The sequence below is a fragment of the Paenarthrobacter nitroguajacolicus genome, assembly GCF_029952445.1.
GTDB classification, from domain to species: domain Bacteria; phylum Actinomycetota; class Actinomycetes; order Actinomycetales; family Micrococcaceae; genus Arthrobacter; species Arthrobacter nitroguajacolicus_B.
This window is the reverse complement of sequence record NZ_JAQPPK010000008.1, coordinates 129,563-151,918: the sequence shown is the minus strand read 5'-3', so window position 1 is coordinate 151,918 and position 22,356 is coordinate 129,563. Positions and strand designations below refer to the sequence as shown.

General features: G+C 63.5%; 20 protein-coding genes. 10 read left to right on the top strand and 10 right to left on the bottom strand.

Features of this window, described 5'->3' with window-relative positions:
• The first annotated feature begins 197 nt into the window (after nt 1-197).
• From PJL15_RS07835 to PJL15_RS07825, 3 genes are all read left to right on the top strand, one after another.
• On the top strand, nt 198-848 hold the full coding sequence (locus tag PJL15_RS07835; RefSeq protein WP_281450616.1) for a PadR family transcriptional regulator: 651 nt from the start codon (nt 198-200) through the stop codon (nt 846-848).
• A gap of 76 nt (nt 849-924) precedes the next feature.
• The gene (locus PJL15_RS07830) at nt 925-1,683 is read left to right on the top strand and encodes a MerR family transcriptional regulator (protein ID WP_281450615.1); all 759 of its coding nucleotides are present in this window, start codon (nt 925-927) and stop codon (nt 1,681-1,683) included.
• A gap of 44 nt (nt 1,684-1,727) precedes the next feature.
• Nucleotides 1,728-2,330, top strand: a complete 603-nt coding sequence (locus PJL15_RS07825; RefSeq protein WP_281450614.1) for a TetR/AcrR family transcriptional regulator — start codon at nt 1,728-1,730, stop codon at nt 2,328-2,330.
• Nucleotides 2,331-2,361: 31 nt separating this feature from the next.
• On the opposite strand, the gene PJL15_RS07820 is transcribed toward PJL15_RS07825, so the two are convergent.
• From PJL15_RS07820 to PJL15_RS07805, 4 genes are all read right to left on the bottom strand, one after another.
• Nucleotides 2,362-2,589, bottom strand: coding sequence for a hypothetical protein (locus tag PJL15_RS07820; RefSeq protein ID WP_281450613.1), 228 nt, complete (start codon nt 2,587-2,589; stop codon nt 2,362-2,364).
• Nucleotides 2,586-2,780 carry a hypothetical protein gene (locus PJL15_RS07815; RefSeq protein WP_281450612.1) on the bottom strand — a complete coding sequence of 65 codons (195 nt, stop codon included), beginning with the start codon at nt 2,778-2,780 and terminating at the stop codon, nt 2,586-2,588. Before PJL15_RS07815 ends, PJL15_RS07820 begins: the two co-directional genes overlap by 4 nt.
• Nucleotides 2,781-2,906: 126 nt before the next feature.
• Nucleotides 2,907-3,710 (bottom strand): hypothetical protein, encoded by an 804-nt coding sequence (locus PJL15_RS07810; protein ID WP_281450611.1) that lies wholly within the window; start codon nt 3,708-3,710, stop codon nt 2,907-2,909.
• Between the two features lie 116 nt (nt 3,711-3,826).
• A complete protein-coding gene (locus PJL15_RS07805) occupies nt 3,827-5,428 on the bottom strand; it encodes a molybdopterin-dependent oxidoreductase (protein ID WP_281450610.1) in 1,602 nt (533 codons plus the stop codon).
• Between the two features lie 125 nt (nt 5,429-5,553).
• On the opposite strand from PJL15_RS07805, the gene PJL15_RS07800 reads away from it, so the two are divergent.
• From PJL15_RS07800 to PJL15_RS07790, 3 genes are all read left to right on the top strand, one after another.
• Nucleotides 5,554-7,065 (top strand): aldehyde dehydrogenase family protein, encoded by a 1,512-nt coding sequence (locus tag PJL15_RS07800; protein ID WP_281450609.1) that lies wholly within the window; start codon nt 5,554-5,556, stop codon nt 7,063-7,065.
• Nucleotides 7,066-8,706, top strand: coding sequence for a GMC family oxidoreductase (locus PJL15_RS07795; RefSeq protein ID WP_281450608.1), 1,641 nt, complete (start codon nt 7,066-7,068; stop codon nt 8,704-8,706).
• 279 nt (nt 8,707-8,985) lie between these two features.
• Nucleotides 8,986-10,617 carry an APC family permease gene (locus tag PJL15_RS07790; RefSeq protein WP_281450607.1) on the top strand — a complete coding sequence of 544 codons (1,632 nt, stop codon included), beginning with the start codon at nt 8,986-8,988 and terminating at the stop codon, nt 10,615-10,617.
• Between the two features lie 78 nt (nt 10,618-10,695).
• Here the strand turns inward: PJL15_RS07790 and PJL15_RS07785 are convergent, their stop codons facing one another.
• Nucleotides 10,696-11,913, bottom strand: a complete 1,218-nt coding sequence (locus PJL15_RS07785) for an acyl-CoA dehydrogenase family protein (RefSeq protein WP_281450606.1) — start codon at nt 11,911-11,913, stop codon at nt 10,696-10,698.
• A 131-nt stretch (nt 11,914-12,044) separates the two neighbouring features.
• On the opposite strand from PJL15_RS07785, the gene PJL15_RS07780 reads away from it, so the two are divergent.
• Both PJL15_RS07780 and PJL15_RS07775 read left to right on the top strand, forming a co-directional pair.
• Nucleotides 12,045-13,763 (top strand): AMP-binding protein, encoded by a 1,719-nt coding sequence (locus tag PJL15_RS07780; RefSeq protein WP_281450605.1) that lies wholly within the window; start codon nt 12,045-12,047, stop codon nt 13,761-13,763.
• A gap of 37 nt (nt 13,764-13,800) precedes the next feature.
• The gene (locus PJL15_RS07775; RefSeq protein ID WP_281450604.1) at nt 13,801-14,310 is read left to right on the top strand and encodes a MarR family winged helix-turn-helix transcriptional regulator; all 510 of its coding nucleotides are present in this window, start codon (nt 13,801-13,803) and stop codon (nt 14,308-14,310) included.
• Nucleotides 14,311-14,343: 33 nt separating this feature from the next.
• On the opposite strand, the gene PJL15_RS07770 is transcribed toward PJL15_RS07775, so the two are convergent.
• The gene (locus PJL15_RS07770) at nt 14,344-15,693 is read right to left on the bottom strand and encodes an HNH endonuclease (protein WP_281450646.1); all 1,350 of its coding nucleotides are present in this window, start codon (nt 15,691-15,693) and stop codon (nt 14,344-14,346) included.
• 116 nt (nt 15,694-15,809) lie between these two features.
• Here PJL15_RS07770 and PJL15_RS07765 point away from each other — a divergent pair, with 116 nt between their 5' ends.
• Both PJL15_RS07765 and PJL15_RS07760 read left to right on the top strand, forming a co-directional pair.
• Nucleotides 15,810-16,475, top strand: coding sequence for a TenA family protein (locus tag PJL15_RS07765; protein ID WP_281450603.1), 666 nt, complete (start codon nt 15,810-15,812; stop codon nt 16,473-16,475).
• Nucleotides 16,476-16,721: 246 nt separating this feature from the next.
• Entirely contained in the window at nt 16,722-17,306 is a 585-nt protein-coding gene (locus PJL15_RS07760) for an RNA polymerase sigma factor (protein ID WP_281450602.1), read from the top strand.
• Nucleotides 17,307-17,932: 626 nt separating this feature from the next.
• On the opposite strand, the gene PJL15_RS07755 is transcribed toward PJL15_RS07760, so the two are convergent.
• From PJL15_RS07755 to PJL15_RS07740, 4 genes are read right to left on the bottom strand one after another with little or no spacing between them, the layout of a single operon-like run.
• The gene (locus PJL15_RS07755; RefSeq protein ID WP_281450601.1) at nt 17,933-18,712 is read right to left on the bottom strand and encodes an enoyl-CoA hydratase; all 780 of its coding nucleotides are present in this window, start codon (nt 18,710-18,712) and stop codon (nt 17,933-17,935) included.
• Between the two features lie 45 nt (nt 18,713-18,757).
• Nucleotides 18,758-19,681 carry a 3-hydroxyisobutyrate dehydrogenase gene (mmsB, locus tag PJL15_RS07750; RefSeq protein WP_281450600.1) on the bottom strand — a complete coding sequence of 308 codons (924 nt, stop codon included), beginning with the start codon at nt 19,679-19,681 and terminating at the stop codon, nt 18,758-18,760.
• 11 nt (nt 19,682-19,692) lie between these two features.
• Nucleotides 19,693-20,778: an enoyl-CoA hydratase/isomerase family protein gene (locus tag PJL15_RS07745; protein WP_281450599.1), complete on the bottom strand. Its 1,086-nt coding sequence runs from the start codon at nt 20,776-20,778 to the stop codon at nt 19,693-19,695.
• The gene (locus PJL15_RS07740; RefSeq protein ID WP_281450598.1) at nt 20,778-22,277 is read right to left on the bottom strand and encodes a CoA-acylating methylmalonate-semialdehyde dehydrogenase; all 1,500 of its coding nucleotides are present in this window, start codon (nt 22,275-22,277) and stop codon (nt 20,778-20,780) included. Before PJL15_RS07740 ends, PJL15_RS07745 begins: the two co-directional genes overlap by 1 nt.
• Between the last annotated feature and the right edge of the window lie 79 nt (nt 22,278-22,356).

Sequence of the window (22,356 nt, the reverse complement as noted above, 5' to 3'; positions counted from 1 at the left end):
GCGATAAGTCCGCACCCGCCGTCGTTCTTTTAACCCTCACTCACGTCCCACCCCCTTCCCCCCCAACCCTCACTCACGTCCCACCCCCTTCCACCAAACGCTCGCTCACAAACCCTTGACGTTTAGATATTCACCGATATATCGTAAAGTATCGCCGATACTCCTTCGGTGATATCTATCGAAAGGACGATGCTGTTATGAAAAGCATCCACAATCACGAAGAACACCCCTTCCCGGAACCCGGCGAAGGACCCCACGCTCACGGCCGCTTCAACCGAGGCAAGAGCCGGCGTGGTCCCGGCGGGCACGGCGGCGGCTTTGGCCCTGGCCGCGGCCCAGGCTTTGGTCCCGGGTTCGGCCCCGGCGGTTTTGGCCCTGGCGGATTCGGTCCCCGAGGTTTTGGTCCGGGCGGTCCACGCCGCAACCGCGGCGACGTCCGCGCGGCCATCCTCTCGCTGCTCGCCGAAGCTCCGTCCAACGGCTATGGACTGATCAAGACCATCGCGGAGAAAACCTCCGGCGCATGGCGACCCAGCCCCGGCTCCGTCTACCCCACCCTGCAGCAGTTGGTCGATGAAGAACTCATCACCGCCGTGGGCGAGGGACGCCGGACTGAGTTCACCCTGACCGACGACGGCCGCGCTTACGTGGCCGAACACGAGGAAGAACTCACCAACGCCTGGAACACCGAGGCCGACGGCAACATGCAGGAATTCCACCAAAGCATCGGCAAACTGATGGGCGTAGTCCACCAGTTCCGCGGTGCGGCAACCGACGAACAACGCCGGGCCGCCATCGAGAAGCTCGACGAAACCCGTCGCGCCCTCTACCTGATCCTGGCCGACTAGTGGCTGGCTGGTTCCCCTTGACCTTGACGTAACGTCAACCTCTACTGTCGAAGAACAAGCAGGAAACGGAGGAGAGATGGACTGGTCAATCCAGGAAATCGCAAGGATCGCGGGAACTACCAGCCGCACGCTGCGTCACTACGACGACATCGGGCTGCTGAAGCCAAGCCGGACCGGTCATAACGGCTACCGCTACTATGACGGTCCGGCCTTGGTTCAGCTCCAGCGCATCCTCCTGCTCCGGGAGCTCGGGCTCGGCCTGCCGGCCATAGCCGAAGTTCTTTATCGCGAAACGGACACCGTCAAAGCACTGAACAGCCATTTGGAGTGGCTTGCACAGGAGCACGACCGGCTGGCCCGGCAAATGGCCTCCGTTCGCCAAACAATCGACACAATGCAAGGGGATGGAAAGTACATGGCACAGGACATGTTCGATGGCTTCGACCACACGCAGTACAAGGACGAGGTTGTGGAACGCTGGGGCAAGGACGCCTACGCCGCCGGCGATTCCTGGTGGCGCAACATGAGCGCCGACGAAAAGCAGCAGTGGAAGGACCGCGTCAGCAAGCTGGGTGCAGATTGGATGGCCGCCGCCGGATCCGGCGTCGCGCCGGACAGCGCCGAAGCGCAGGACCTCGCCAGACGTCACGTCGAGTGGCTGCGCGGCATTCCGGGAACCCCGACGGCGGTACCTGGCGGGGACGTGAAAGGTTACGTCACGGGTCTGGGCGAAATGTACGTGGCAGATCCACGGTTCGCCGCGAACTACGGCGGGGAATCAGGGGCCACTTTTGTGCGGGACGCCCTGAGGATCTACGCGGAAGGAAACCTCTAAGCGGCCAAGATGCGCTGGCCTTGGTTTGGCAATAGTCTGGCCGAATGGGTACAAGCACCGCTAAAACCGGCGAACAGGCTGATAGGCAGACACGCATCCTCGAAGCGGCCCTGGAACTGCTCTCCCGGCACGGTATCTCGGGTATCAACATGCGCGCGGTGGCCCGTGAAGCCGGTGTGGCCTTGGGGCTCGTGAATTACTACTACGAAGACAAACCCAGCCTTATCCGCGCGGTGCTGCACCGGATCGAGGAGCACGACCTTCTCTTGGTGGAGCCGTCCCCAAGCGGAGGCCCCGAGGAGCAACTGCGGGAGTCCCTCCGGCGCGTTGCCGACCCGGATCTCCTGACCACGCCGTATCTGTCGCTCCGCCTGCACTTATGGGCCCTCGCCCAGGCGGATGAGGAATTCGCACAAATCAACGCCGCAGCCTTTGACAGGTACCTGCAGGGGCTGGCGGCGCTGATCGGAAGTGCAGTTCCCGGGCTCTCCCCCGATGAATGCAAGCACCGGGCCGCGGACGTCGTGGTGGTGCAAAACGGCATGTGGCTCACCACCCTGCTTGGCATTGACAAGGCAGCCATCGCGAGGGGAATTGCCCGAACGGAACAGATCGCCTTTGCCCCGCCCCGGGACGATCACCGGTGACGGGGCAAAGCGGCAGCCCTGAATAAAGGGGTCAGGGACGAATGGGTCTCCGGGGCACTCGAACCCTTCCTCGCGTGCCAGCCTGCTTTTGCATCCGCGGCAACAGGACCTGCGTCCCCATCCCTTTGAATGCTTGCACGCCGAAAATGACGACGAACAACGCGGTCACGAGGACTGCAGCCGAGGCGGCGAGGATTACCACGCCGATGAGGTGAACGAACAGCACCGCGAAGATCACTGCGGAATGGGTGTCGATCATGGGGTGCCTGTGCTTGTTGGCGCCGCAGGTCCGGAACCAACAAGCTGTTCCCTCAGCCGGACGGGTATGCCGTAGGTGGCGAATTGATCGTCCATGGCCTCTTGCACCGTGGCGTATCTCCCGTCCCGGACGTAAAAAGCGAGGAATTCCCAGTTGTGGACGCTGGTCCACAACTGTGCAAAGTCGGTCAAGAAACGACCATCATTTTGGAGTCGGGCCAGGCTGTAGCTGACGTTGCCGCCATCCAGCCCGGCAGCTCTGACGCCTTCGTCTGAGATGGCGTACGCGAGCCAGCCTTCGGCGCAGCCGAGGACGGTTTAGTACTGCTGCTGCTCGGTGGGGATGGGCTTGATCGCCCGGACTGTGTCGTTGCGTTGGATATCGATGTTGGCCGGGGTGCATTCGCCCGCGGCGGGACCGCCGGGTGCTGGGACTGCCGGTCCGGCACCAACGAGTTGTTCCCGCAGCCGGACGGGTATGCCGTTGGCCGCGAACTCATGGTCCATGGCTTCCTGGGCGGTGGCGAATTCTCCATTTCGGACCGCAAACCCTTGGAATTCCCAGTTATAGACGCTGGTCCACCGCTGGGCGTAATCAGTGAGGTATCTGCCGTTGCTTTGGAGCGTGGCTATGTTGTACCAGGCGTTGCCACCGTCGAGTCCGATGGTTCTGACGCCTTCATCCGAGATGGAAAAGGCGAGCCAGCCCTCCGCACAGCCGAGGACGGTGTAATACTGCTGCTCGTTGACCGGGATGGGATTAATCGCCCGGACCTGGTCATGCCGCTGAATGTCGATATTGCCTGGAGTGCACTCGCCCGCTTCAGCGTCAGCGGACGCTGTGGGTTGCGGGGCAGGAGTTGCCGGGGCAGGAACCGCCGCGGGGCCATCTGCCGCGGGCACGGGGACGATGGCCAAGGCTGGCTCTTCGAACAACACCGGGCCGCCTGCCGGGTCAGCCGTGCCGGGCTCTGATGACGGCAGCAGCGGGTCAATTAATGCTGCCTTGGTAGTTGAAGTACTGGCCTGCGGAACTGCCGGTGTGCAGGCGATGAGTGTAAGCGCCAGCGCGAGCGATCCAAGCGTGGCAGTCTTGGCAAAGCAGGATCGGTGGTACTTCATGGTCTGGGTCCTTCCCCCGTGGAGCTACTGAGCAGAATGGGCTGCTCATACATGTTGTTTCCACGCGGGGACCAATAGTTACATCGACTGGAAAAATCTTCTACGCCGCTACTCCCCTACTCCACCGTCACCATCACCGACGGCCAACCCGAGGCTCCATCCGGCACGGGATCGGCACGCTTCTCGGTCTGGACTTCGCCGGTGCCGTCTGTGGCCCGGGCCTTGACGTAGTGGATGCCGGGCGTCGCGTCCCATTCATAGGACCACTGGCGCCAGGTGATCGTGGATGCTTCGTCGGAAAGCGTTGCTTCCGCCCATTCGCCGTCGTCGATTTGGACTTCAACTTTGGTGATGCCGCGCGTCTGGGCCCAGGCGGTGCCGCCAACGGCGACCTTCCCCGGGGGGAACTTAGCAAAGGACTTGGGTACGTCAACACGCGCCATGGTCTTGATGGGGCCACGCTCGGACCAGCCGCGTTCAGTCCAGTAGGCCTTGGCGTCCGCGAACCGGGTGACCTCCAGCTCCACAACCCATTTGGTGGCGGAGACAAAGCCGTAGAGCCCGGGAACAACCATCCGCACAGGGTAGCCGTGCTCCACCGGAAGCGGCTCGCCGTTCATGCCGATCGCCAGCATGGCATCGCGGTCGTCCTGGAGGACCTCCAGCGGGGTGGAGGCACTGAAGCCATCGATGGATTTTGAGAGCACCATGTCCGCACCCTCCTTCGGCTTTGCCTTGGCCAGGACTTCCCGGATGGGCAGGCCCAGCCACTTGGCGTTGCCGGCCAGCTTTCCGCCCACCGGGTTGGACACGCAGGTGAGGGTGACGTGTGATTCGATCAGATCCGCGTCCAGCAAGTCCTGGAAGTTCAGGGTGACCTCCTGTTCAACCATTCCATGCACTCGCAGTTCCCAATCGTTGACGTTGATTTCCGGGACGCTCAAAGCTGTGTCAATACGGTAGAAATCGCTGTTCGGCGTCAGCCAAGGGAACACTCCCTCCACCGGGGACTGGACACCCGCCGGCACAGGAGCCGCCGCCTTAGCCGGTGAGGGCAGGCGAAGGGCGTCGCGGGCTTGGGCTACGTTGCTCCGGGCGGCACTGAGCAACCGCCCGCCGGTCGCCGCGATGCCGGCGGCAACGGCGGTGATCCCGGCCGCGGCAAAGAAACGACGGCGGCTGGTACCGACGCTCGCGGCGACGGCGCTCCCAAGGTGGTCACCGGCGTCGGCCGCTCGATCGGCGGGCGCCTCAGGCCATGGCTTCAGCCCCCACAACGGAACCATCAGGCGGCGCAGGACCAGGAGGCCGGCAATGGTTCCCACGATGGAGGGGATGGCATTAAGGGGTCCAACGCCGGCGCGGGTCAGGACGCAAGCAACAATGACTGCACCCATGAACAGCACGCCCAGCACGCCCAGGGCCCATTTGCGGTAGGCCACGATTCCCAGGACGCAGGCAAGCACGGCGATCGTCAAGCCCATCCCGACAAACAAGGCCGCTTTGTCGTTGGTGCCGAATGTGGCGATCGCGAAGTCTTTCAGCGGCGGCGGGGTGAAGTCGATAAACGTGGAACCCAGGGCAAACAGTGGAGTTGCCCTTGCGGTGAAGAATGCGCCGATCAACTCCGCAATGGCGAGCACGACGCCTGCCGACACCACACCTGCCAGCGCTGCCATGGTGCGGGTACCTCTTGTCCGGGATCCAAGCTTTTCCATGCCACTGATTCGTAGCCGCCGGTGACGCGGATGGGTGGAGCCGCAACGCCGCACATAACCGAGACTTGAACATCTGTTCATAATTTTCCTTGAACAGATGTTCAAGATGAACTACTCTGCTTCGTATGACCCAAGCCACATTTTCCGACTCCGCTGCCACGCTTTTCATCAACGGCTCCTGGGAGCCGTCCGCGTCCGGCAAAGTCCGCCACATCCACAACCCCGCCGACGGCGAGCTGGTCGCCACGGTGTCCGAGGCCGGCCCTGACGACGCAGAACGCGCCATCGCCGCAGCCCGCGCAGCCTTCGATTCCGGCGTATGGTCCTCCGTGCCGGCGCCTGAGCGCGGCGCGTTCCTGCTCAAGGTTGCCGCCGAGTTGCGTGAACGCCGCGAGAAGTTCGCCCGCGCCGAATCCCTGGACACCGGCAAGCGCATTGTCGAAAGCCGGATCGACATCGACGACATCGCTGCCTGCTTCGAATACTTCGGCAGGCTCTCCGGCCAGCAACCGGGCCGCGTCGTCGACGCCGGAAACCCCGACGTCGTCAGCCGCATTGTCTACGAACCCGTAGGCGTCTGCGGCCTCATCACGCCATGGAACTACCCCCTGCTGCAGGCAGCCTGGAAGATCGCCCCCGCGCTGGCCGCAGGCTGCTCCTTCGTCCTCAAACCCGCCGAACTGACACCATCCACCGCCATCCTCGCCATGCAGCTGCTGAAGGATCTGGGCCTGCCCGACGGCGTCGCGAACCTTCTTACCGGACCCGGCCGCAAGGTGGGCGCACCGCTGACGGAACATCCCGACGTCGACCTCGTCTCTTTCACCGGCGGCCTGGAAACCGGCAAGAGCATCGCGGCAGCCGCCTCCGCCACCGTCAAGAAGGTGGCGCTGGAACTGGGCGGCAAGAACCCCAACGTCATCTTCGCGGATGCCGACTTCGATGCCGCCGTCGACAACGCCCTCAACGGCGCGTTCCTCCACTCCGGCCAGGTCTGCTCGGCGGGCGCCCGCCTTGTGGTGGAGGAGTCCATCGCGGAGCGCTTCGTTGACGAACTGGTCCGCCGCGCCGAGGCCATCCGCCTGGGCGGCCCCTTCGACGAGGACGCCGAGACCGGCCCGCTCATCTCCGCAGAGCACCGCGCCAAGGTCCACGAGTACGTCCAGCGCGGCATCGCCGAAGGCGCCCGGCTGCGGACCGGCGGTTCGGCACCTGAAGGCGAAAAGTACGACGCCGGCTTCTACTACCGACCGACCATCCTGGACCGCGTCAGCCGGGGAATGTCCGTGGTGACCGACGAGGCGTTTGGCCCCGTGGTGACCGTGGAAACGTTCAGCACCGAGGACGAGGCCGTGGCCATTGCCAACGACACCATCTACGGCTTGGCCGGAGCTGTCTGGACCCAGGACGCAGGCAAGGCACAGCGCGTAGCGGGCCGGCTCCGCCACGGCACCATCTGGATCAACGACTACCACCCCTACCTCCCGCAGGCTGAGTGGGGCGGATTCGGCGCATCGGGAGTAGGCCGGGAGCTAGGCCCCAGCGGACTGGCTGAGTACCAGGAGGCCAAGCACATCTACCAGAACACCAACCCCCAGGTCACTGGCTGGTTCGCTGACCACGGCAAGGAGAACTAGATGCACTTCGACAACATTGAGGACCTCGGCGAGCGCGCCTTCGACTACGTCGTCATTGGCGGCGGGTCAGCGGGCGCAGCCGTTGCCGCCCGGTTGAGCGAGGATCCGGATGTCACGGTCGCGCTCGTTGAAGCGGGCCCGGACGACCGCAACCTGCCCGAAATCCTGCAGTTGGACCGCTGGATGGAACTCCTGGAATCGGGCTATGACTGGGACTACCCGATCGAACCACAGGAAAACGGCAACTCCTTCATGCGCCACGCCCGCGCCAAGGTCATGGGCGGCTGCTCCAGCCACAACTCCTGCATCGCCTTTTGGGCTCCCCGCGAGGACCTGGACGAGTGGGAATCAAAGTATGGCGCAGCAGGATGGAACGCCGACGCCGCCTGGCCGCTGTACAAGCGGCTGGAGACCAACGAGGACGCCGGACCGGACGCTCCCCACCACGGAGACTCGGGTCCCGTGCACCTCATGAACGTGCCGCCGGCCGACCCCGCTGGCGTCGCACTGCTGGACGCCTGCGAACAGTCAGGCATTCCGCGGGCGAAGTTCAACACCGGCAAAACCGTGGTCAATGGCGCGAACTTCTTCCAGATCAACCGCCGCGCCGACGGAACCCGTTCCTCCAGCTCGGTGTCCTACATCCACCCCATCGTCGATCGCCCCAACTTCACGCTCCTGACCGGACTGAGGGCCCGCCAACTGGTGTTCGACGCCGACAAGCGTTGCACCGGCGTCGACGTCGTCGATTCGGCCTTCGGCCGCACCCACCGCCTGTCCGTCCGCCACGAGGTCATCCTCTCCACGGGCGCCATCGATTCGCCAAAGCTGCTCATGCTTTCGGGCATCGGCCCGGCAGCGCACCTCGCGGAGCATGGCATCGAGGCACTGGTGGACTCCCCCGGCGTCGGCGAGAACCTGCAGGACCACCCTGAGGGCGTCGTACAGTTCGAAGCCAAGCAGCCCATGGTGGACAGCTCAACACAGTGGTGGGAGATCGGCATCTTCTCGCCCACCGAGGACGGCCTGGACCGCCCGGACTTGATGATGCACTACGGCTCGGTCCCCTTCGACATGAACACGCTCCGGCACGGTTACCCCACCACCGAGAACGGTTTCAGCCTGACTCCCAACGTCACGCACGCACGCTCGCGCGGCACCGTACGCCTGCGCAGCCGGGACTTCCGCGATAAGCCCATGGTGGACCCGCGCTACTTCACGGATCCGGAGGGCCACGACATGCGCGTCATGGTGGCCGGTATCCGTAAGGCCCGCGAGATCGCCGCCCAACCTGCCATGGCGGAGTGGACGGGCCGGGAACTCTCCCCCGGAATCGAGGCCCAGACGGACGAAGAACTGCGGGATTACATCCGCAAAACGCACAACACCGTCTACCACCCGGTGGGCACAGTCCGGATGGGAGCTTGCGACGACGAGATGTCACCTCTGGACCCCGAACTGCGGGTCAAGGGCGTCACGGGGCTCCGGGTCGCAGACGCGTCCGTCATGCCGGAGCACGTCACTGTTAACCCGAACATCACTGTCATGATGATCGGTGAGCGTTGCGCCGACCTCATACGCGCCAGCCGTACGGAAGAAACCACGACGGCGGAGGCGGACTTCAGCTTGTCGCTTGCCTGAGCCGTAACACCGCAAACTTTTGAACATTTGTTCATGCAATCCCTTGAACGCCTGTTCAAACTAAACTAGCCTGCTTTATATGACCCACGCCACACCTACAGGGTGATGGCCTGGCGGACCTGGCCCGGGCGCCGACTACATCGAGCGCCTGGCCAGCCACGCAACATCAACGGGGGAAACAGCCGGAGGCACACAGTGGTGCCCGGCCTTTTGATTCGACTGCGTCCAATGGCGGCCGCAAGTCATCACCATTCGTGCATGTCTGAGTTAGGAGTTCGAATGTTAGAACCCAGCAAATCAGGACCCAGCAAGAGCGATGCAAGCGGCATGGACGAGTTTGGCTATGCCCAGACCCTCGACCGCAGCATCGGTAAGTTTGCCAGCTTCGCAGCCGGCGTCAGCTACATCTCCATCCTCACGGGTGTTTTCCAACTGTTCTATTTCGGTTTTTCCACGGCCGGCCCCGCCTATGCATGGTCCTGGCCCATCGTCTTCGTGGGCCAACTGATGGTCGCCCTGTGTTTCGCGGAATTGGCCGGACGCTATCCCGTTGCCGGTTCGGTCTACAACTGGGCCAAGAGGCTCTCGAGTGGAACGTGGGCCTGGCTGGCCGGATGGCTGCTGCTGCTCTCCTCCATCATGGCCCTGGGCTCCGTGGCCCTGGCACTGCAAATCACCTTGCCGCAGATCTGGAGCGGCTTCCAGCTTGTTGGCGACGGAACAGGTCCTTACGATTTCGCCGTCAACGGCGTCATCCTTGCCAGCATCATGATCGGCATCTCCACACTCATCAACGCTTTCGGCGTGAAGCTCATGACCATGATCAACAGTGTGGGCGTGTTCGTCGAATTGGTTGCGGCCGTCCTGCTGATCGTGGCACTCATCTGGCACGCAGTGCGCGGGCCTGAAGTCCTCCTGGACACCGCCGGCTTCGGCGAAGGGCAACCGCTGGGCTTCTTTGGTGTGTTCCTCATTGCCGCCATGGCTTCGGGTTACGTTATGTACGGATTCGACACCGCAAGCTCCCTCGGTGAAGAAACCAAGGATCCCAAGCGCACTGCCCCCAAGGCGATCCTTCGCGCCGTCACGGCATCCTTCCTGCTGGGCGGACTGCTGCTCCTGGGAGGAATCCTGGCGGCACCGGACCTTTCCGACCCCAAGATCGGAGCGGCCGATGGCGGACTGCAGTACATCGTGCTCTCGGTGCTGGGCGGCCCCTTCGGCAAAGCCTTCCTGGTCTGCATCGTGGTCGCCGTGGTGGTTTGCACCCTGGCGGTCCACGCCGCAGCCATCCGGATGATGTTTGCCATGGCCCGGGACAACAACCTTCCCTTCAGCCGCCAACTCAGCAAAGTGCATCCCACGCGCAAGACCCCCACAGTGGCTGCCATTGTCATTGGTGTGGTGGCAGTGATTCCGCTGATCGTCAACATCTCGCAGCCCGCGATCTTCACCATTCTCTCCAGCATCAGCATCGTCCTGATCTACCTCTCCTACCTTCTGGTCACGGTTCCGATGCTGCGGCGCCGGTTCCTCAAGAAGTGGCCGCTGAAGGACGATGGCTCAGAGCCCGGGTTCAGCCTCGGGAAGTGGGGGTTGCCCGTCAACATCCTGGCCGTCCTCTGGGGCGGAGCCATGACACTGAACCTGGTGTGGCCGCGACCGGAGATCTACAACTCAGTCCCGCCGTTCGAGTGGTACCTCCAATGGGGCGGCGTGATGTTCGTTGCCGCGGTGGTGGTGGGCGGCGCTCTCCTCTACCGCCTCCGCATCAGGCACAAGACAGGAGTCCTGGCCGAACACGCCGCACCGGCGCCTGCGACCGCGCCAACGGACCCCGCGCCTGCCGACCCCGCACCGGTGGAACCGGCACCCGCCGCCTCCACCTTGTCAGCGGCACAAACCTCCTAGCACGCAAGCACACCATGGGCATCCCTTCGCCAACATTCCGTTGGCGAAGGGATGCCCATTTCAGTCTGAAACCAGCGCCTACACGAACGCCGATTTTCCCGTCACGGCGCGGGCCACGATCATCGAATTGATCTCGTAGCTGCCCTCGTAGGTGTAAAGGATTTCGGCGTCGCCGAACAGCTTGCCCATTTCATAATCCGTGGTGATTCCGTTCCCACCCAGAAGCGACCTGCCCATTGCCACCGACGAACGGGCCAAGCGGGTAGTAGTGGCCTTGCACATGGCAGCCTGCACCATCTCAAGCTTCCCTGCCTGCTGGATCCGGGCCAGTTCCACCATCATTGACAGGGAAGCGTTCGCGTTGCCCAGGATGTCGGCGAGTTGCTGTTGCACCAGCTGGAACCGGGCGAGTTCCTTGCCGAACTGCCGGCGTTCCAAGGCGTAGGAACGGGCAATGTCAAAGGCAGCCAGTTGGATGCCCGCAGCCTGCCAGCCCACCCATGCGCGCGAATCCCGGAGGAGATCGTTGGCCCGGGAGAACTCGGTGGCGCCGGGCAGGAGATTCGACGCCGGGATCCGGACCTCGTCCAGGACAATATCGGCATTCTGCATGATGCGCAGGCCGATCTTGTTGGAGATCTTCGTGGCGGAGTACCCGGGGCGGTCGGATTCCACAATGAATCCCTTGATGTGGCCGTCGGAGAGGTCGCGGGCCCACACCAGGGCGAAGTCGGCAATCGTTGCGGCCCCGATCCAGCGCTTGGCACCGGTAATGACCCATTCGCCGCCGTCGCGCCGCGCCGTCGTCGAAAGTCCTCCGGCGATGTCCGAACCGTGGTCCGGTTCGGTCAAGGCAAACGCTCCCAGCTGCGTGAAGGCCTCCAGGCCGGGGAGCCACATGCGCTTCTGCTCAGGGGAGCCGAGCTCGTGGATCATGCCTACGATGAGTTCGTTATGGATGCCCACCAGGGCCGAGAGTGACACGTCGGCGCGCGCCACCTCGGTGTACATGAGCCCCTTGAACAACTGGGAGGAGCCGTCCGTTTGCAGGCCGCCAAGCCCGAACTTGGCCATTTCCGCGAGCAGTTCGCATGGAAACTCCTCGCGGTTCCAGTAATCGATGCTGGCCGCGCGGATCCGTGACTGCAGGAATTCCCTGACCTGCAAGTACCGCTCGCGTTCCCCGCTGGGGAGCAGATCGACCACGTGCATAAGGTCCGCCTCCGGGTAGGGAGGGAGGACGCGTTCTGAAGCTGGACCGCTGGTAACGGTGCCGGCAGCTTTCTGTTCGAGCATTAGACCCCTTCGTCATGTCCCGGTAGGCTCTTCCAAACCCTTGGATGTCCTAGTATATTGCAAGGTGATGTGGATCACTAGGCGGGGCCCTGGCGACGGCGCCAAGGCAACCCGAAAGCGAAAGGCGGACTATGACAGTCACAGAAGACTTCCGTGCGGCCCGCGACCGGCTGCTGGAACTGCGCGAGGACTACGCAACGGCCCATGCTGAATTCCAGTGGCCGCGTTTCGAGGAGTTCAATTTCGCCTTGGATTGGTTCGACCAACTGGCAGCAGACCCCCGACGAGGTGGCAAACCAGCCCTGGTGATCGTGGAACAGGACGGCCGCGCCACGCGTCGGACGTACAAGGAACTATCGGACCGATCGTCGCAGCTGGCCAACTGGCTCCGCGGCGAAGGCGTCCGGCGCGGCGACCACATGATCATCATGCTCGGTAACCAGGTGGAGCTTTGGGAACTCATGCTGGCCGGGATCAAGCTGGGCATCGTCATGATCCCCACCACCACGCTTATGGGAGCCCGGGATCTTCAGGACCGCGTCGAACGCGGCGGCGCAGCCTGGGTGGCGGTCGGCAGCGCCAACATTGGCAAGTTTGCCGCCGTCGAGGGCAACTACCAGCTCATCGAGGTGGGCGCGGAACGCACCAACGCGGACGCCAAACAGTACGCGGATTCGTACGACGCCGGCACGGACTTCACGCCCGACGCGCCCACCAAGGCGGACGAAACCCTGCTGCTGTACTTCACGTCCGGCACCACGTCCCGGGCCAAGCTGGTTGAGCACACGCACACGTCCTACCCCGTGGGCCATCTGTCCACCATGTACTGGATCGGCCTGGAACCGGGAGACGTGCACCTGAACGTGGCCTCGCCGGGATGGGCCAAGCACGCGTGGTCCAACGTCTTTACGCCCTGGATCGCCGAGGCCACAGTCTTCATCTACAACTACGACCGTTTCGATGCTGCAGCGCTCATGGCACAGATGGGCCGCGAAGGCGTGACAAGCTTTTGCGCGCCGCCCACCGTGTGGCGGATGCTCATCCAAGCAGACCTGACACAGCTGGCCAATCCGCCAAGGAAGGTGGTCTCCGCCGGCGAACCCCTGAACGCCGAGGTCATTGGACAGGTTGAGCATGCGTGGGGCGTGACCATCCGTGACGGTTTCGGCCAGACCGAGTCCACAGTCCAGATCGCCAACACGCCCGCACAGCAGGTAAAGATCGGTTCGATGGGGCGCCCGCTTCCCGGGTACGACGTCGTTCTGGTGGACCCGCTCACCGGCGAAGAAGCCGACGACGGCGAACTCTGCCTGCGCTTGGATCCGCGGCCCGTGGGGCTCATGAAAAGCTACTTCGGGGACGAAGCGAAAACGGCGGAAGCCTTCCGCGACGGCTACTACCACACCGGCGACATGGCCAGCCGTGACACCGACGGCGTGATCACCTACGTCGGCCGGGACGATGACGTCTTCAAGTCCTCCGACTACAGGCTTTCACCCTTCGAGCTCGAAAGCGTGCTGATCGAGCATCCCGCAGTGGCGGAGGCCGCCGTCGTTCCTTCGCCTGATGCAGTGAAGTTGTCGGTTCCCAAAGCGTTCGTGGTGCTGGCCGCCGGATACGAACCCGGTCCTGCCGTGGCGGAGGACATCCTGCGGTATTGCCGCGAGCACCTGGCCCCCTTCAAGCGGATCCGTAGGCTTGAATTCGGCGAGCTGCCCAAGACGATTTCGGGCAAGATCCGGCGGGTTGAACTGCGCGGATCTGAAGTTCAGCGGCACGGTGACGGCCCCCTGCCCGCAGGTTTGGGCGTGGAATATACCGAAGAAGAGTTCCCGAATCTGAAAGACTAAGCACCCGAGCAGCCGGCACCACACCATTAGGAGGCCCATGGGCACCCCACTCCCCCGAGATCCCATCGCCGATGCCCAACGCAATTGGGAACGGCATGGTTGGGGCGATGTCGCTGCGCCCATGGCCGCCATTACCGCGATCATGCGGACGCAGCAGATCCTGCTCGCGCGCATCGAAACCGTGCTCAAGCCCTTCGGATTGACGTTTGCGCGTTACGAACTCCTGGCCCTGCTGAGTTTCGCCCGCAGCGGCGCGCTGCCCATGAACAAAGCCAGCGCGCTCCTGCAGGTGCATCCCACGTCGGTAACCAACGCCGTCGACCGCCTGGAAAAGGCCGCTCTGGTGGCCCGTTCCCCGCACCCCACCGACGGCCGCACCACCCTGATCGAGCTCACCGCAGAGGGACGCACCATCGCAAAGAAGGCGACGGCGGCACTCAACTCCGAGGTTTTCGGCAAGTCGGGTTTCGGGGACGACGACGTCGACCACCTCATCCGCGTGCTGGGCGCCTTCCGCAGGGATGCAGGGGACTTCACGGAGGAATAACGCCCACGTCAACGCCGAGGGGCGAGGAGGGCCCTACGTTCTGGAGGGTCGGTGTCCAGGTAGTGGCGGGGCCTTTGACTGGTAGCTGTGCCCTGTGGGGGTACTGATTTCGAGCGTATGCACATCGGCGTGGATGGCTCTGGCGGACCAGCCGGGGCTTTCCTTGGTGTGATTGCAGGCTTCGCACAGTCCTGCACCGTTGGCGAGGTTGGTCTCCCCTCCGGAACGCCAAGGCACGATGTGGTCGATATGCCGGATGGGCGCATCGCAATACGGCGTCCGGCAGGTATCGTCGCGGGTTTCGATGAACCGCCGAAGCCGACCAGTAAAGAGCCGCACCTTGGAATCGGTGGCAAGCAGCTCTCCCGTGGCCGGCGCGGTGTAGAGCCTGCGAAGCCAAACAGTGAGCTCGTTGTCCTGGTTCTGATCAGGTTGATCCTGCTCAGCTTGCCCCTCGGCGACCATTGATCTGGCCCACTCGGCAGGCACGATTCCGTAGCCGTTGAGGCGTGCTGGTTCGCTGTCTCCTTGGAAGAGGGTCCGGTCGGTCATGACGAGGTCCAGATTGATCCCTGAGATTCCGCCCGGGGTGCCAGTGACGCGCTCAACGAGGGTGTCGGCCATGAGCTGGCCGCGTGTCGGGACGACGCCGGCAGATACGGCATCCCCACCAGCCAGATCCCCGCGGCAGCGGGCCGAATCGGCAGCCCTGGTGAGGGCAGCGTAGACCGCCACTCCTTGGGCGACGGGAAGGAGCGCGGTCAGGTACGTCATGGTGTCCGGCGCCGGACGCAGGCTCACGGTCCGTTCGGCCGCAGCACGGCTGGCACGCCCGACCACCGACCGCGGATCCCGTCGATACGCCGCCGCCTTCGCCGCTGCAATGATCGCCCGGTCGCCCTTACCCGCAAAGGTCCCGGTATCGGGCGCGAGTTCCTCATCCACCGCACGCCGGTCCTCAACAGACAGACAAGCAGTCTCCTTCACCAGCAGCGTGGCCCGCCACTCATTCAGCAGCCCGGACTGCAGCGCTGCCAGAGTCCGCGGCATCTCCATAACCAGGGCCTTCGCGAAACCCAGCAACCGGGAACCACGGTTCGGTGACTCACGGCGAGCCAACGCAACCTGGGCACCCACACCCTTGCCACGCTCCGATGCAGGGACACCGGCTTCGGCTTGTTCGGCGCGCTGGGCGAGATCGAAAGCCGCGGCAACCCGCGCCTGCAAACCGCAGATGGCGGACTTCATCTCCTCCAAAACACGCAGCTGCTCGATCAGGTCCGCACTGACAGTGCTGGCCGGAAACGCGCCGGCTTGAACCGCGTCTGGAGCATAGGGAACCTGCCCAGGCGCCACTGCTGCGCCCGAACCACTCTCCGACATTCGCTCCATGTCCCAACTCTGCCAGGAGGCACCGACAATATAAGGTCTGTGGTGGCGGGCCGCCTTTGGGACCACACTGCTAGGCGCCGAATGCCGACAACTCAGGAGGAAACAGCGTGGGCTTTGCCAATGAACTCAGGAACCAGTACGCCGAGGACTGGAACGCCGCCGTCAACCATCCGTTCGTGGACCAGTTGCTGGACGGGTCCCTGTCCGATGGGCGCCTGCGCCGCTACCTCATCCAGGATTACCAGTTCTGCGACGCCTTCACGGCACTCCTCGGGCAGGCCGTGGCATCGGCGCCGTCGTTGCCTTCCCGCTTGGTGTTTGCCGGAGTTCTCGGGGGCTTCGCTTCCGATGAGAATACGTATTTCCAGGATTGCTTTAACGAACTCGGCGTTCCCGAAGCAGATCGAAGCGCACCGGCTCTGGAGCCAGTCACCCAGGATTTCGACAACCTGATGCGCAGTGCCCTCGCCAGCCGCTCCTACCCGGATGTCCTGGCTGTACTGCTGGTTGCTGAATGGCTTTACGGCGACTGGGCAGCCCGGGCCGGGGATCCTGCCTCGTGGCCGGCCGCGCCCAAACACTCGGAATGGATCCGCCTCCACAACAATCCCGAGTACAACGCCTGGGTGGCCTGGCTACGGGACGAGTTCGACGCCGTCGAGCCCGCATCCCCGGACGTCCGCAATCGCGTCAGCGAAACGTTCCGCGAAGCTGTGCGGCTGGAGAGGGCATTCTTTGATGCCGCCCTGGACCCGTCAGCCCTTCCGGCCTAGGGCAGACGAGCCCGCACCGCTCCCCCAGCGAGGACCGGATTCGAGACGCGTTCGGCCTCCATGACCGGGACGGCTAAGGGAACACCTCCCGGTCGTGCACGAGCGACCGCATCCATGCGACGACTGATCCGTGTCTTCATCGCGACGGCATCTTGGCACGGCCCCCGCGCTCTGAAATTACTTTGAGACGATTTCCTGCGTGGGGCGCGTATATAGGTGAAGTCTCGTTCAGAAGGGAGGTAAAAGTTGATTGCAGCGGATGATACGACCAAAGCTCTAAGCGATGAGTGGCTCACGTATCAGGTTGGCAAGAAGGACGAAGATGCTTTCGATACGTTATATCGACGCTATGCCCGCCTCGTAGCCTGGCAAGCCCGAAGTCTTCTTCGATCGGGGCCGGCAGCGGAAGATGCCACTCAATCGACATTTGTCATTCTGTGGAAAAAGGCCAGCCGTATCACCTTGGAAGGCGAGTCACTTCTGCCGTGGCTACTGGGAGTCTGCAGGATCGAATGCCGTTCAATCCTTGCAAAAAATCAGGTGCTAGCCCAACCCTCGACCGACAACGGCTTTGAGGGGAGTTCCCCAGATCCGGGACCTGAGGAACTGGTCATCCAAGGCGAGATAGTTCGCCAAATTGAAATGCACGTGAGTCAGATGTCCGAGCTCGATCAAGCGATTTACCGGCTCTGCCTTCTCAACGAACTCAGTTATGAAAGTGCTGCCAAGGAACTGGGAATCACACACGGGGCTGTGCGCAACAGGCTTTCCCGCCTCAAGTCAAAGCACCGCAGGCATGACCCGAACCGTGAAACAGGGGCATCACAATGAACAAAGAAACGTCGCATTGGCCGACGGACGCTGACCTGGAAAGAATTCACCTCGCTACCCGGGGCAGCATCAGTCGGCACCAGCGGAGGCAGGTCCGCGTGCGGACCGCGACCATAGGAGCAGGTGCTATCTTGGCTCTCGGCGCGACTGCAGGAGCCGTCTTCGTGAAAGCAAGCAGTGACGCCGTGGCAAACTCCACGTACTGCTACAGCGCCGACTCAAAAAACGCGGATCATGTACAGGCCGTGAACACAGATCCTCTCTCGACCACAACCGCTATAGAAGTTTGCTCCTTGGCGTGGACGAACGGATCTCTGACATGGGGTGAACGGCACCAACCTAAGCCTGGTTCCCGTAACCCCGTGCCCGAACTGCGGGCATGCTTGCGACCGGACAACGTGATCGGTGTTTTCCCCTCCAGAGCTGGCGACACCCTCGAAGGGTTTTGTGACCGGCTCGATCTTCGCCCTGCGCCCTAAAGGCATCTGGGTGCCGGTCTCTACCTTGGCAGGATGATCGGCACCCAGATTTTAGAAGCATTGGAGTTGCCCCAATGAAAAGGGCGTACGATTTCCCTTCCCCTGAACTTCCACCTGGCGACTGGTCCAAGGCCCTTTCCGGCCGGGCTACCTGTGCTTGAACTCCGGCTGGCGCTTCTCGCTAAACGCGGCCATGCCTTCCTTCTGGTCCTCCGTGGCAAAGAGTGAGTGGAAGATCCTGCGTTCAAAAAGCACACCCTGCGCCAGGCCTGTTTCGAAGGCTGCGTTGACAGCTTCCTTGGCCATCATCGCCACGGGCTTTGACTTGGAGGCAATGACCTCGGCGGCTTTGACGGCTTCGTCAACCACCTCGGCGGCAGGAACCACCCGGGACACCAGGCCGGAACGCTCGGCCTCTTCGGCGTCCATGTATCGTCCGGTCAGAACCATATCCATGGCTTTCGCCTTCCCCACGGCGCGGGTCAGCCGCTGGGAACCGCCCATGCCGGGGATCACGCCCAGGTTGATTTCGGGCTGGCCGAACCTGGCGTTGTCTCCGGCGATGATGAAGTCCGCCATCATTGCCAGTTCGCAGCCACCACCCAGGGCAAAGCCGGACACCGCGGCGATCACGGGGATCCGCAGCCGGGTGAGGTCTTCCCAGTGCCGGAACCAGTCCGCCGCGTACATCTCCATGTAGCTGTTGGAGGACATTTCCTTGATATCGGCACCGGCCGCGAACGCCTTGGCGGAACCGGTGATGACTACCGCACCAACTTCGGGATCGGTGTCCATGGCCGTCACGGCATCAACGAGCTCGTTCATCAGGGCAGTGTTCAGCGCGTTCAGCGCCGACGGCCGATCCAGGGTCACCAGGCCAACCCTGCCCCGCCGTTCCACCACAATGTTCTGGTACTGCTCCGTCATGCTCTCCCTCTCCGCCAGGCTCGTCATCAGTTCAGTTCCAATCTTTCATACGGACTTGTCGCGAATCTCCGTGATGATGCCGGAGAAGTCCCTTCCAGCACCCTCCCCGGCAGCAAAAGCGTCGTAGATCCGGGAAGCCAGCGGCCCCATCTCCGCGGCAACACCTGTGCTTTCCAGAGCGTTCACGGCCAGGCGCAGGTCCTTGGCCATCAGTGCGCCGGCAAAACCTGGCTGGTAGTCACGGTTGGCCGGGCTTGTGGGGACCGGCCCGGGAACGGGACAGTTGGTGGTCAATGCCCAGCACTGGCCCGATGCATTGGAGGCGACGTCGAAAAGCGCCTGATGCGTGAGGCCCAGCTTCTCACCGAGCACGAAGGCTTCGGCGACAGCGATCATGGACACACCCAGGATCATGTTGTTGCAGACTTTCGCGGCCTGCCCGGCACCGTGATCACCGCAGTGGACAATCCGCTTTCCCATCAGCTCAAGGATCGGCTTCACAGTTTCGAAGTCCTCCGGCAGGGCACCCACCATGAAGGTCAGCGTGCCCGCTTCAGCTCCCACCACGCCGCCGGAAACCGGTGCGTCCACAGACCGGTGACCGGCTTCCAGAGCGATCACGGCAGCCTGGCGTGCCTCGTCCACGTTGATGGTGGAGCAGTCAAGGAACAGGGTGTCCGGCTTGGCAACCGACAGCAGCCCAGGCCCGTCAACACCCCGGTAAGCATCCAGGACGTGCTTGCCACTGGGCAGCATGGTCAACACCACGGCGGCCTCGGCTGCAGCCTCGTGCGCCGAGGATGCCATGGGAATTCCGTGCGCCTCCGCGGCCTCGACGGCGGCAGGAACGGGGTCGTACCCGATCACTTGGTGGCCGGCCTTGATGAGGTTGGCCGCCATGGGCCCACCCATGTGGCCCAGGCCGAGGAAAGCGATGAGTCCCGTGGCTGGTGCTGCGTTCTCTGTCATTTCCGTCTCCTTCAACTCGACTGGACTGGACTTGATTGGACCGGGTTTGCTGAAAGGCCCAGCTCGCGGTCACCAAGCGGCGCGAAGTAGCCCTCGACGTCGGACTTGTGGACATCGGCGAGCGTCGCCGGCTTCCATTGCGGGTTGCGGTCCTTGTCCACCACCTGCGCCCGGATGCCCTCGCGGAAATCGGGCCCTGACAGGCACCGCAGGCCCACGCGGTATTCCTGGTCCAATGCCTCCTCCAGGGTCAGTCCGCGGACGCGACGCAACGATTCCAGGGCAACCTTCACCGAGGTGGGCGACTTCGCCCCGATCGTATCGGCCGCAGCCGCAGCTTCGCCTCCCGCGTCGCGCAGGCTCCGCACGATCTCCTCAGCGTCGTCCTGCGCGTAGGCAGCATCGATCCAGTCCCGCTGTACAGCCAGTGCAGAGTCGGGTGCGGTTTGGGCAAAGCGCTCGACGGCGGCCTCCGCCGTCGAGTTTTCCAGCGCCTCTGCAAGCGCCGGGAGGTTTTCGGACGGCACGAAGTGGTCCGCAAGCCCCAGGAACAGGGCGTCCGCCCCGGTCAGGTGCGCGCCAGTAAGCGCGGCGTGGGTTCCCGTTTCGCCGGGTGCGCGGGAAAGCAACAGCGTGCCACCGACGTCGGGCACGAAACCGATGGTGGTCTCGGGCATCCCGGTCCGTGTCCGTTCGGTGACCACCCGGACTGAACCGTGCGCCGAGACGCCCACGCCGCCACCCAGCACAAGCCCGTCCATGAACGCGACGTAGGGCTTGGGATAGTGGGAGATGAGAGCGTTGAGGCGATACTCGTCGGCCCAGAACTCTGCCGTGGCACTTCCGCCGTGCAGCATGTCCTCGTAGATCGCCACGATGTCTCCGCCGGCACACAGCCCGCGGTCGCCAGCGCCTCGCACCAAAACGGTGGCAACGGCGTCGTCGTCGGCCCAGTCCGTCAGCTGTTGGAGCATGGCCTTCACCATGCCTGCGTTGAGCGCGTTGACGGCCTTGGGCCGGTTGAGCGTCACGATGCCCAGGTGGCCGCGGCGCTCAAAAAGTACGTCTTCCTGCTGCGTTTCCTCAGCGGCCCCCATCAGCTGCCTGCCGGCATCACGAAGCTGGCGCCCTGGCGGATGCCGGAGGGCCACCGCGAGGTGACGGTCTTGGTCTTGGTGTAGAAGCGGAAGGCATCGGCGCCGTGCTGGTTCAGGTCGCCGAAGCCGGACGCCTTCCAACCGCCGAAGGTGTAGTACGCGATCGGCACGGGAATCGGGACGTTGATGCCCACCATGCCCACCTCCACGCGGCTGGCGAAGTCGCGGGCGGAGTCGCCGTCGCGCGTGAAAATCGCGACGCCGTTACCAAACTCATGCTCGCTGCAGAGCCTTAGCGCTTCGTCGTAGTCAGCTGCGCGCAGAACGCTGAGGACTGGCCCGAAGATCTCTTCCTTATAGATCTTCATGTCCTTGGTGACGTTGTCGAAGAGGGTGGGGCCCACCCAGAAGCCGCCGTCGTAACCATCTACGGTGAGGCCTCGGCCGTCGGTGACCAGGGTGGCGCCCTCGTCCACGCCGGACTGGATGTAGCCCTCGATCCGTTCCTTCGCGGAAGCAGCCACCACGGGCCCGAAATCGGAGTCCTTGTCCAGGCTGTGGCCAACCTTGAGTTCCTTGACCCTCTCGGTCAGCTTGGCCACCAAGGCATCGGCTGTTTCCTGGCCTACAGGCACGGCGACCGAGATAGCCATGCAGCGTTCGCCTGCGGAACCGTATCCGGCACCAATCAATGCGTCGGCAGCCATGTCGAGGTCGGCGTCGGGCATGATCACCATGTGGTTCTTGGCCCCGCCGAAGCACTGTGCCCGCTTGCCGTGAGCGGCGGCCGTGGCGTAGATGTACTGGGCAATGGGCGTGGACCCAACGAAACCGATCGCCTTGACCCGCGGGTCCTCAAGGAGCGCATCCACGGCTTCCTTGTCACCGTTGATCACATTGAAGACGCCGTTCGGCACCCCCGCTTCGCTGTACAGCTCGGCAAGCCGCAACGGCACGGAAGGGTCGCGCTCGGAGGGCTTGAGGATGAACGCGTTTCCGGCTGCGAGCGCCGGGCCGGATTTCCACAGCGGGATCATGGCGGGGAAGTTGAAGGGCGTAATACCGGCCACCACGCCGAGCGGCTGGCGGAGCGAATGGACGTCGATCCCCTGCCCGGCGTTATCCGAGAATTCACCCTTGAGCAGGTGCGGTGCGCCGGCCGAGAACTCCACTACCTCAATGCCGCGCTGGATGTCGCCCTTGGCGTCCGCGAGGGTCTTGCCGTGCTCGGAGGACAGCAGCTTGGCGAGCTCGTCCATGTTCTCGTTGACCAGGTCCACGAACTTGAGCAGGATACGTCCCCGGCGTTGCGGGTTCATGGCCGCCCATTCGAGCTGCCCCTTCTCGGCATTGGCGACGGCGTTGCGGACCTCGTCCGCGCTGGCCAGCGGGAGCCGGGCCTGGACTTCGCCCGTGCAGGGATCGTAGACGTCGCTGAAGCGACCGGACGTACCCTCAATCCTCTGGCCGTCTACGTAGTGGGAAAGCTCGCGCACCATGGTGGAATGCTCCTTTGCATCGTGAATGACTGCCGTGCCGCCGGGTTCCGGGACCTTGGCGGGAACATGAACCAACTGT

Coding starts and splice junctions, on each gene's coding strand:
- PJL15_RS07835 (WP_281450616.1), top strand. CDS start 198: ATGAAAAGCATCCACAATCACGAAGAACACCCCTTCCCGGAACCCGGC.
- PJL15_RS07830 (WP_281450615.1), top strand. CDS start 925: ATGGACTGGTCAATCCAGGAAATCGCAAGGATCGCGGGAACTACCAGC.
- PJL15_RS07825 (WP_281450614.1), top strand. CDS start 1,728: ATGGGTACAAGCACCGCTAAAACCGGCGAACAGGCTGATAGGCAGACA.
- PJL15_RS07820 (WP_281450613.1), bottom strand. CDS start 2,589: ATGATCGACACCCATTCCGCAGTGATCTTCGCGGTGCTGTTCGTTCAC.
- PJL15_RS07810 (WP_281450611.1), bottom strand. CDS start 3,710: ATGAAGTACCACCGATCCTGCTTTGCCAAGACTGCCACGCTTGGATCG.
- PJL15_RS07805 (WP_281450610.1), bottom strand. CDS start 5,428: ATGGAAAAGCTTGGATCCCGGACAAGAGGTACCCGCACCATGGCAGCG.
- PJL15_RS07800 (WP_281450609.1), top strand. CDS start 5,554: ATGACCCAAGCCACATTTTCCGACTCCGCTGCCACGCTTTTCATCAAC.
- PJL15_RS07795 (WP_281450608.1), top strand. CDS start 7,066: ATGCACTTCGACAACATTGAGGACCTCGGCGAGCGCGCCTTCGACTAC.
- PJL15_RS07790 (WP_281450607.1), top strand. CDS start 8,986: ATGTTAGAACCCAGCAAATCAGGACCCAGCAAGAGCGATGCAAGCGGC.
- PJL15_RS07785 (WP_281450606.1), bottom strand. CDS start 11,913: ATGCTCGAACAGAAAGCTGCCGGCACCGTTACCAGCGGTCCAGCTTCA.
- PJL15_RS07780 (WP_281450605.1), top strand. CDS start 12,045: ATGACAGTCACAGAAGACTTCCGTGCGGCCCGCGACCGGCTGCTGGAA.
- PJL15_RS07775 (WP_281450604.1), top strand. CDS start 13,801: ATGGGCACCCCACTCCCCCGAGATCCCATCGCCGATGCCCAACGCAAT.
- PJL15_RS07770 (WP_281450646.1), bottom strand. CDS start 15,693: ATGTCGGAGAGTGGTTCGGGCGCAGCAGTGGCGCCTGGGCAGGTTCCC.
- PJL15_RS07755 (WP_281450601.1), bottom strand. CDS start 18,712: ATGACGGAGCAGTACCAGAACATTGTGGTGGAACGGCGGGGCAGGGTT.
- mmsB (WP_281450600.1), bottom strand. CDS start 19,681: ATGACAGAGAACGCAGCACCAGCCACGGGACTCATCGCTTTCCTCGGC.
- PJL15_RS07745 (WP_281450599.1), bottom strand. CDS start 20,778: ATGGGGGCCGCTGAGGAAACGCAGCAGGAAGACGTACTTTTTGAGCGC.
- PJL15_RS07740 (WP_281450598.1), bottom strand. CDS start 22,277: ATGGTGCGCGAGCTTTCCCACTACGTAGACGGCCAGAGGATTGAGGGT.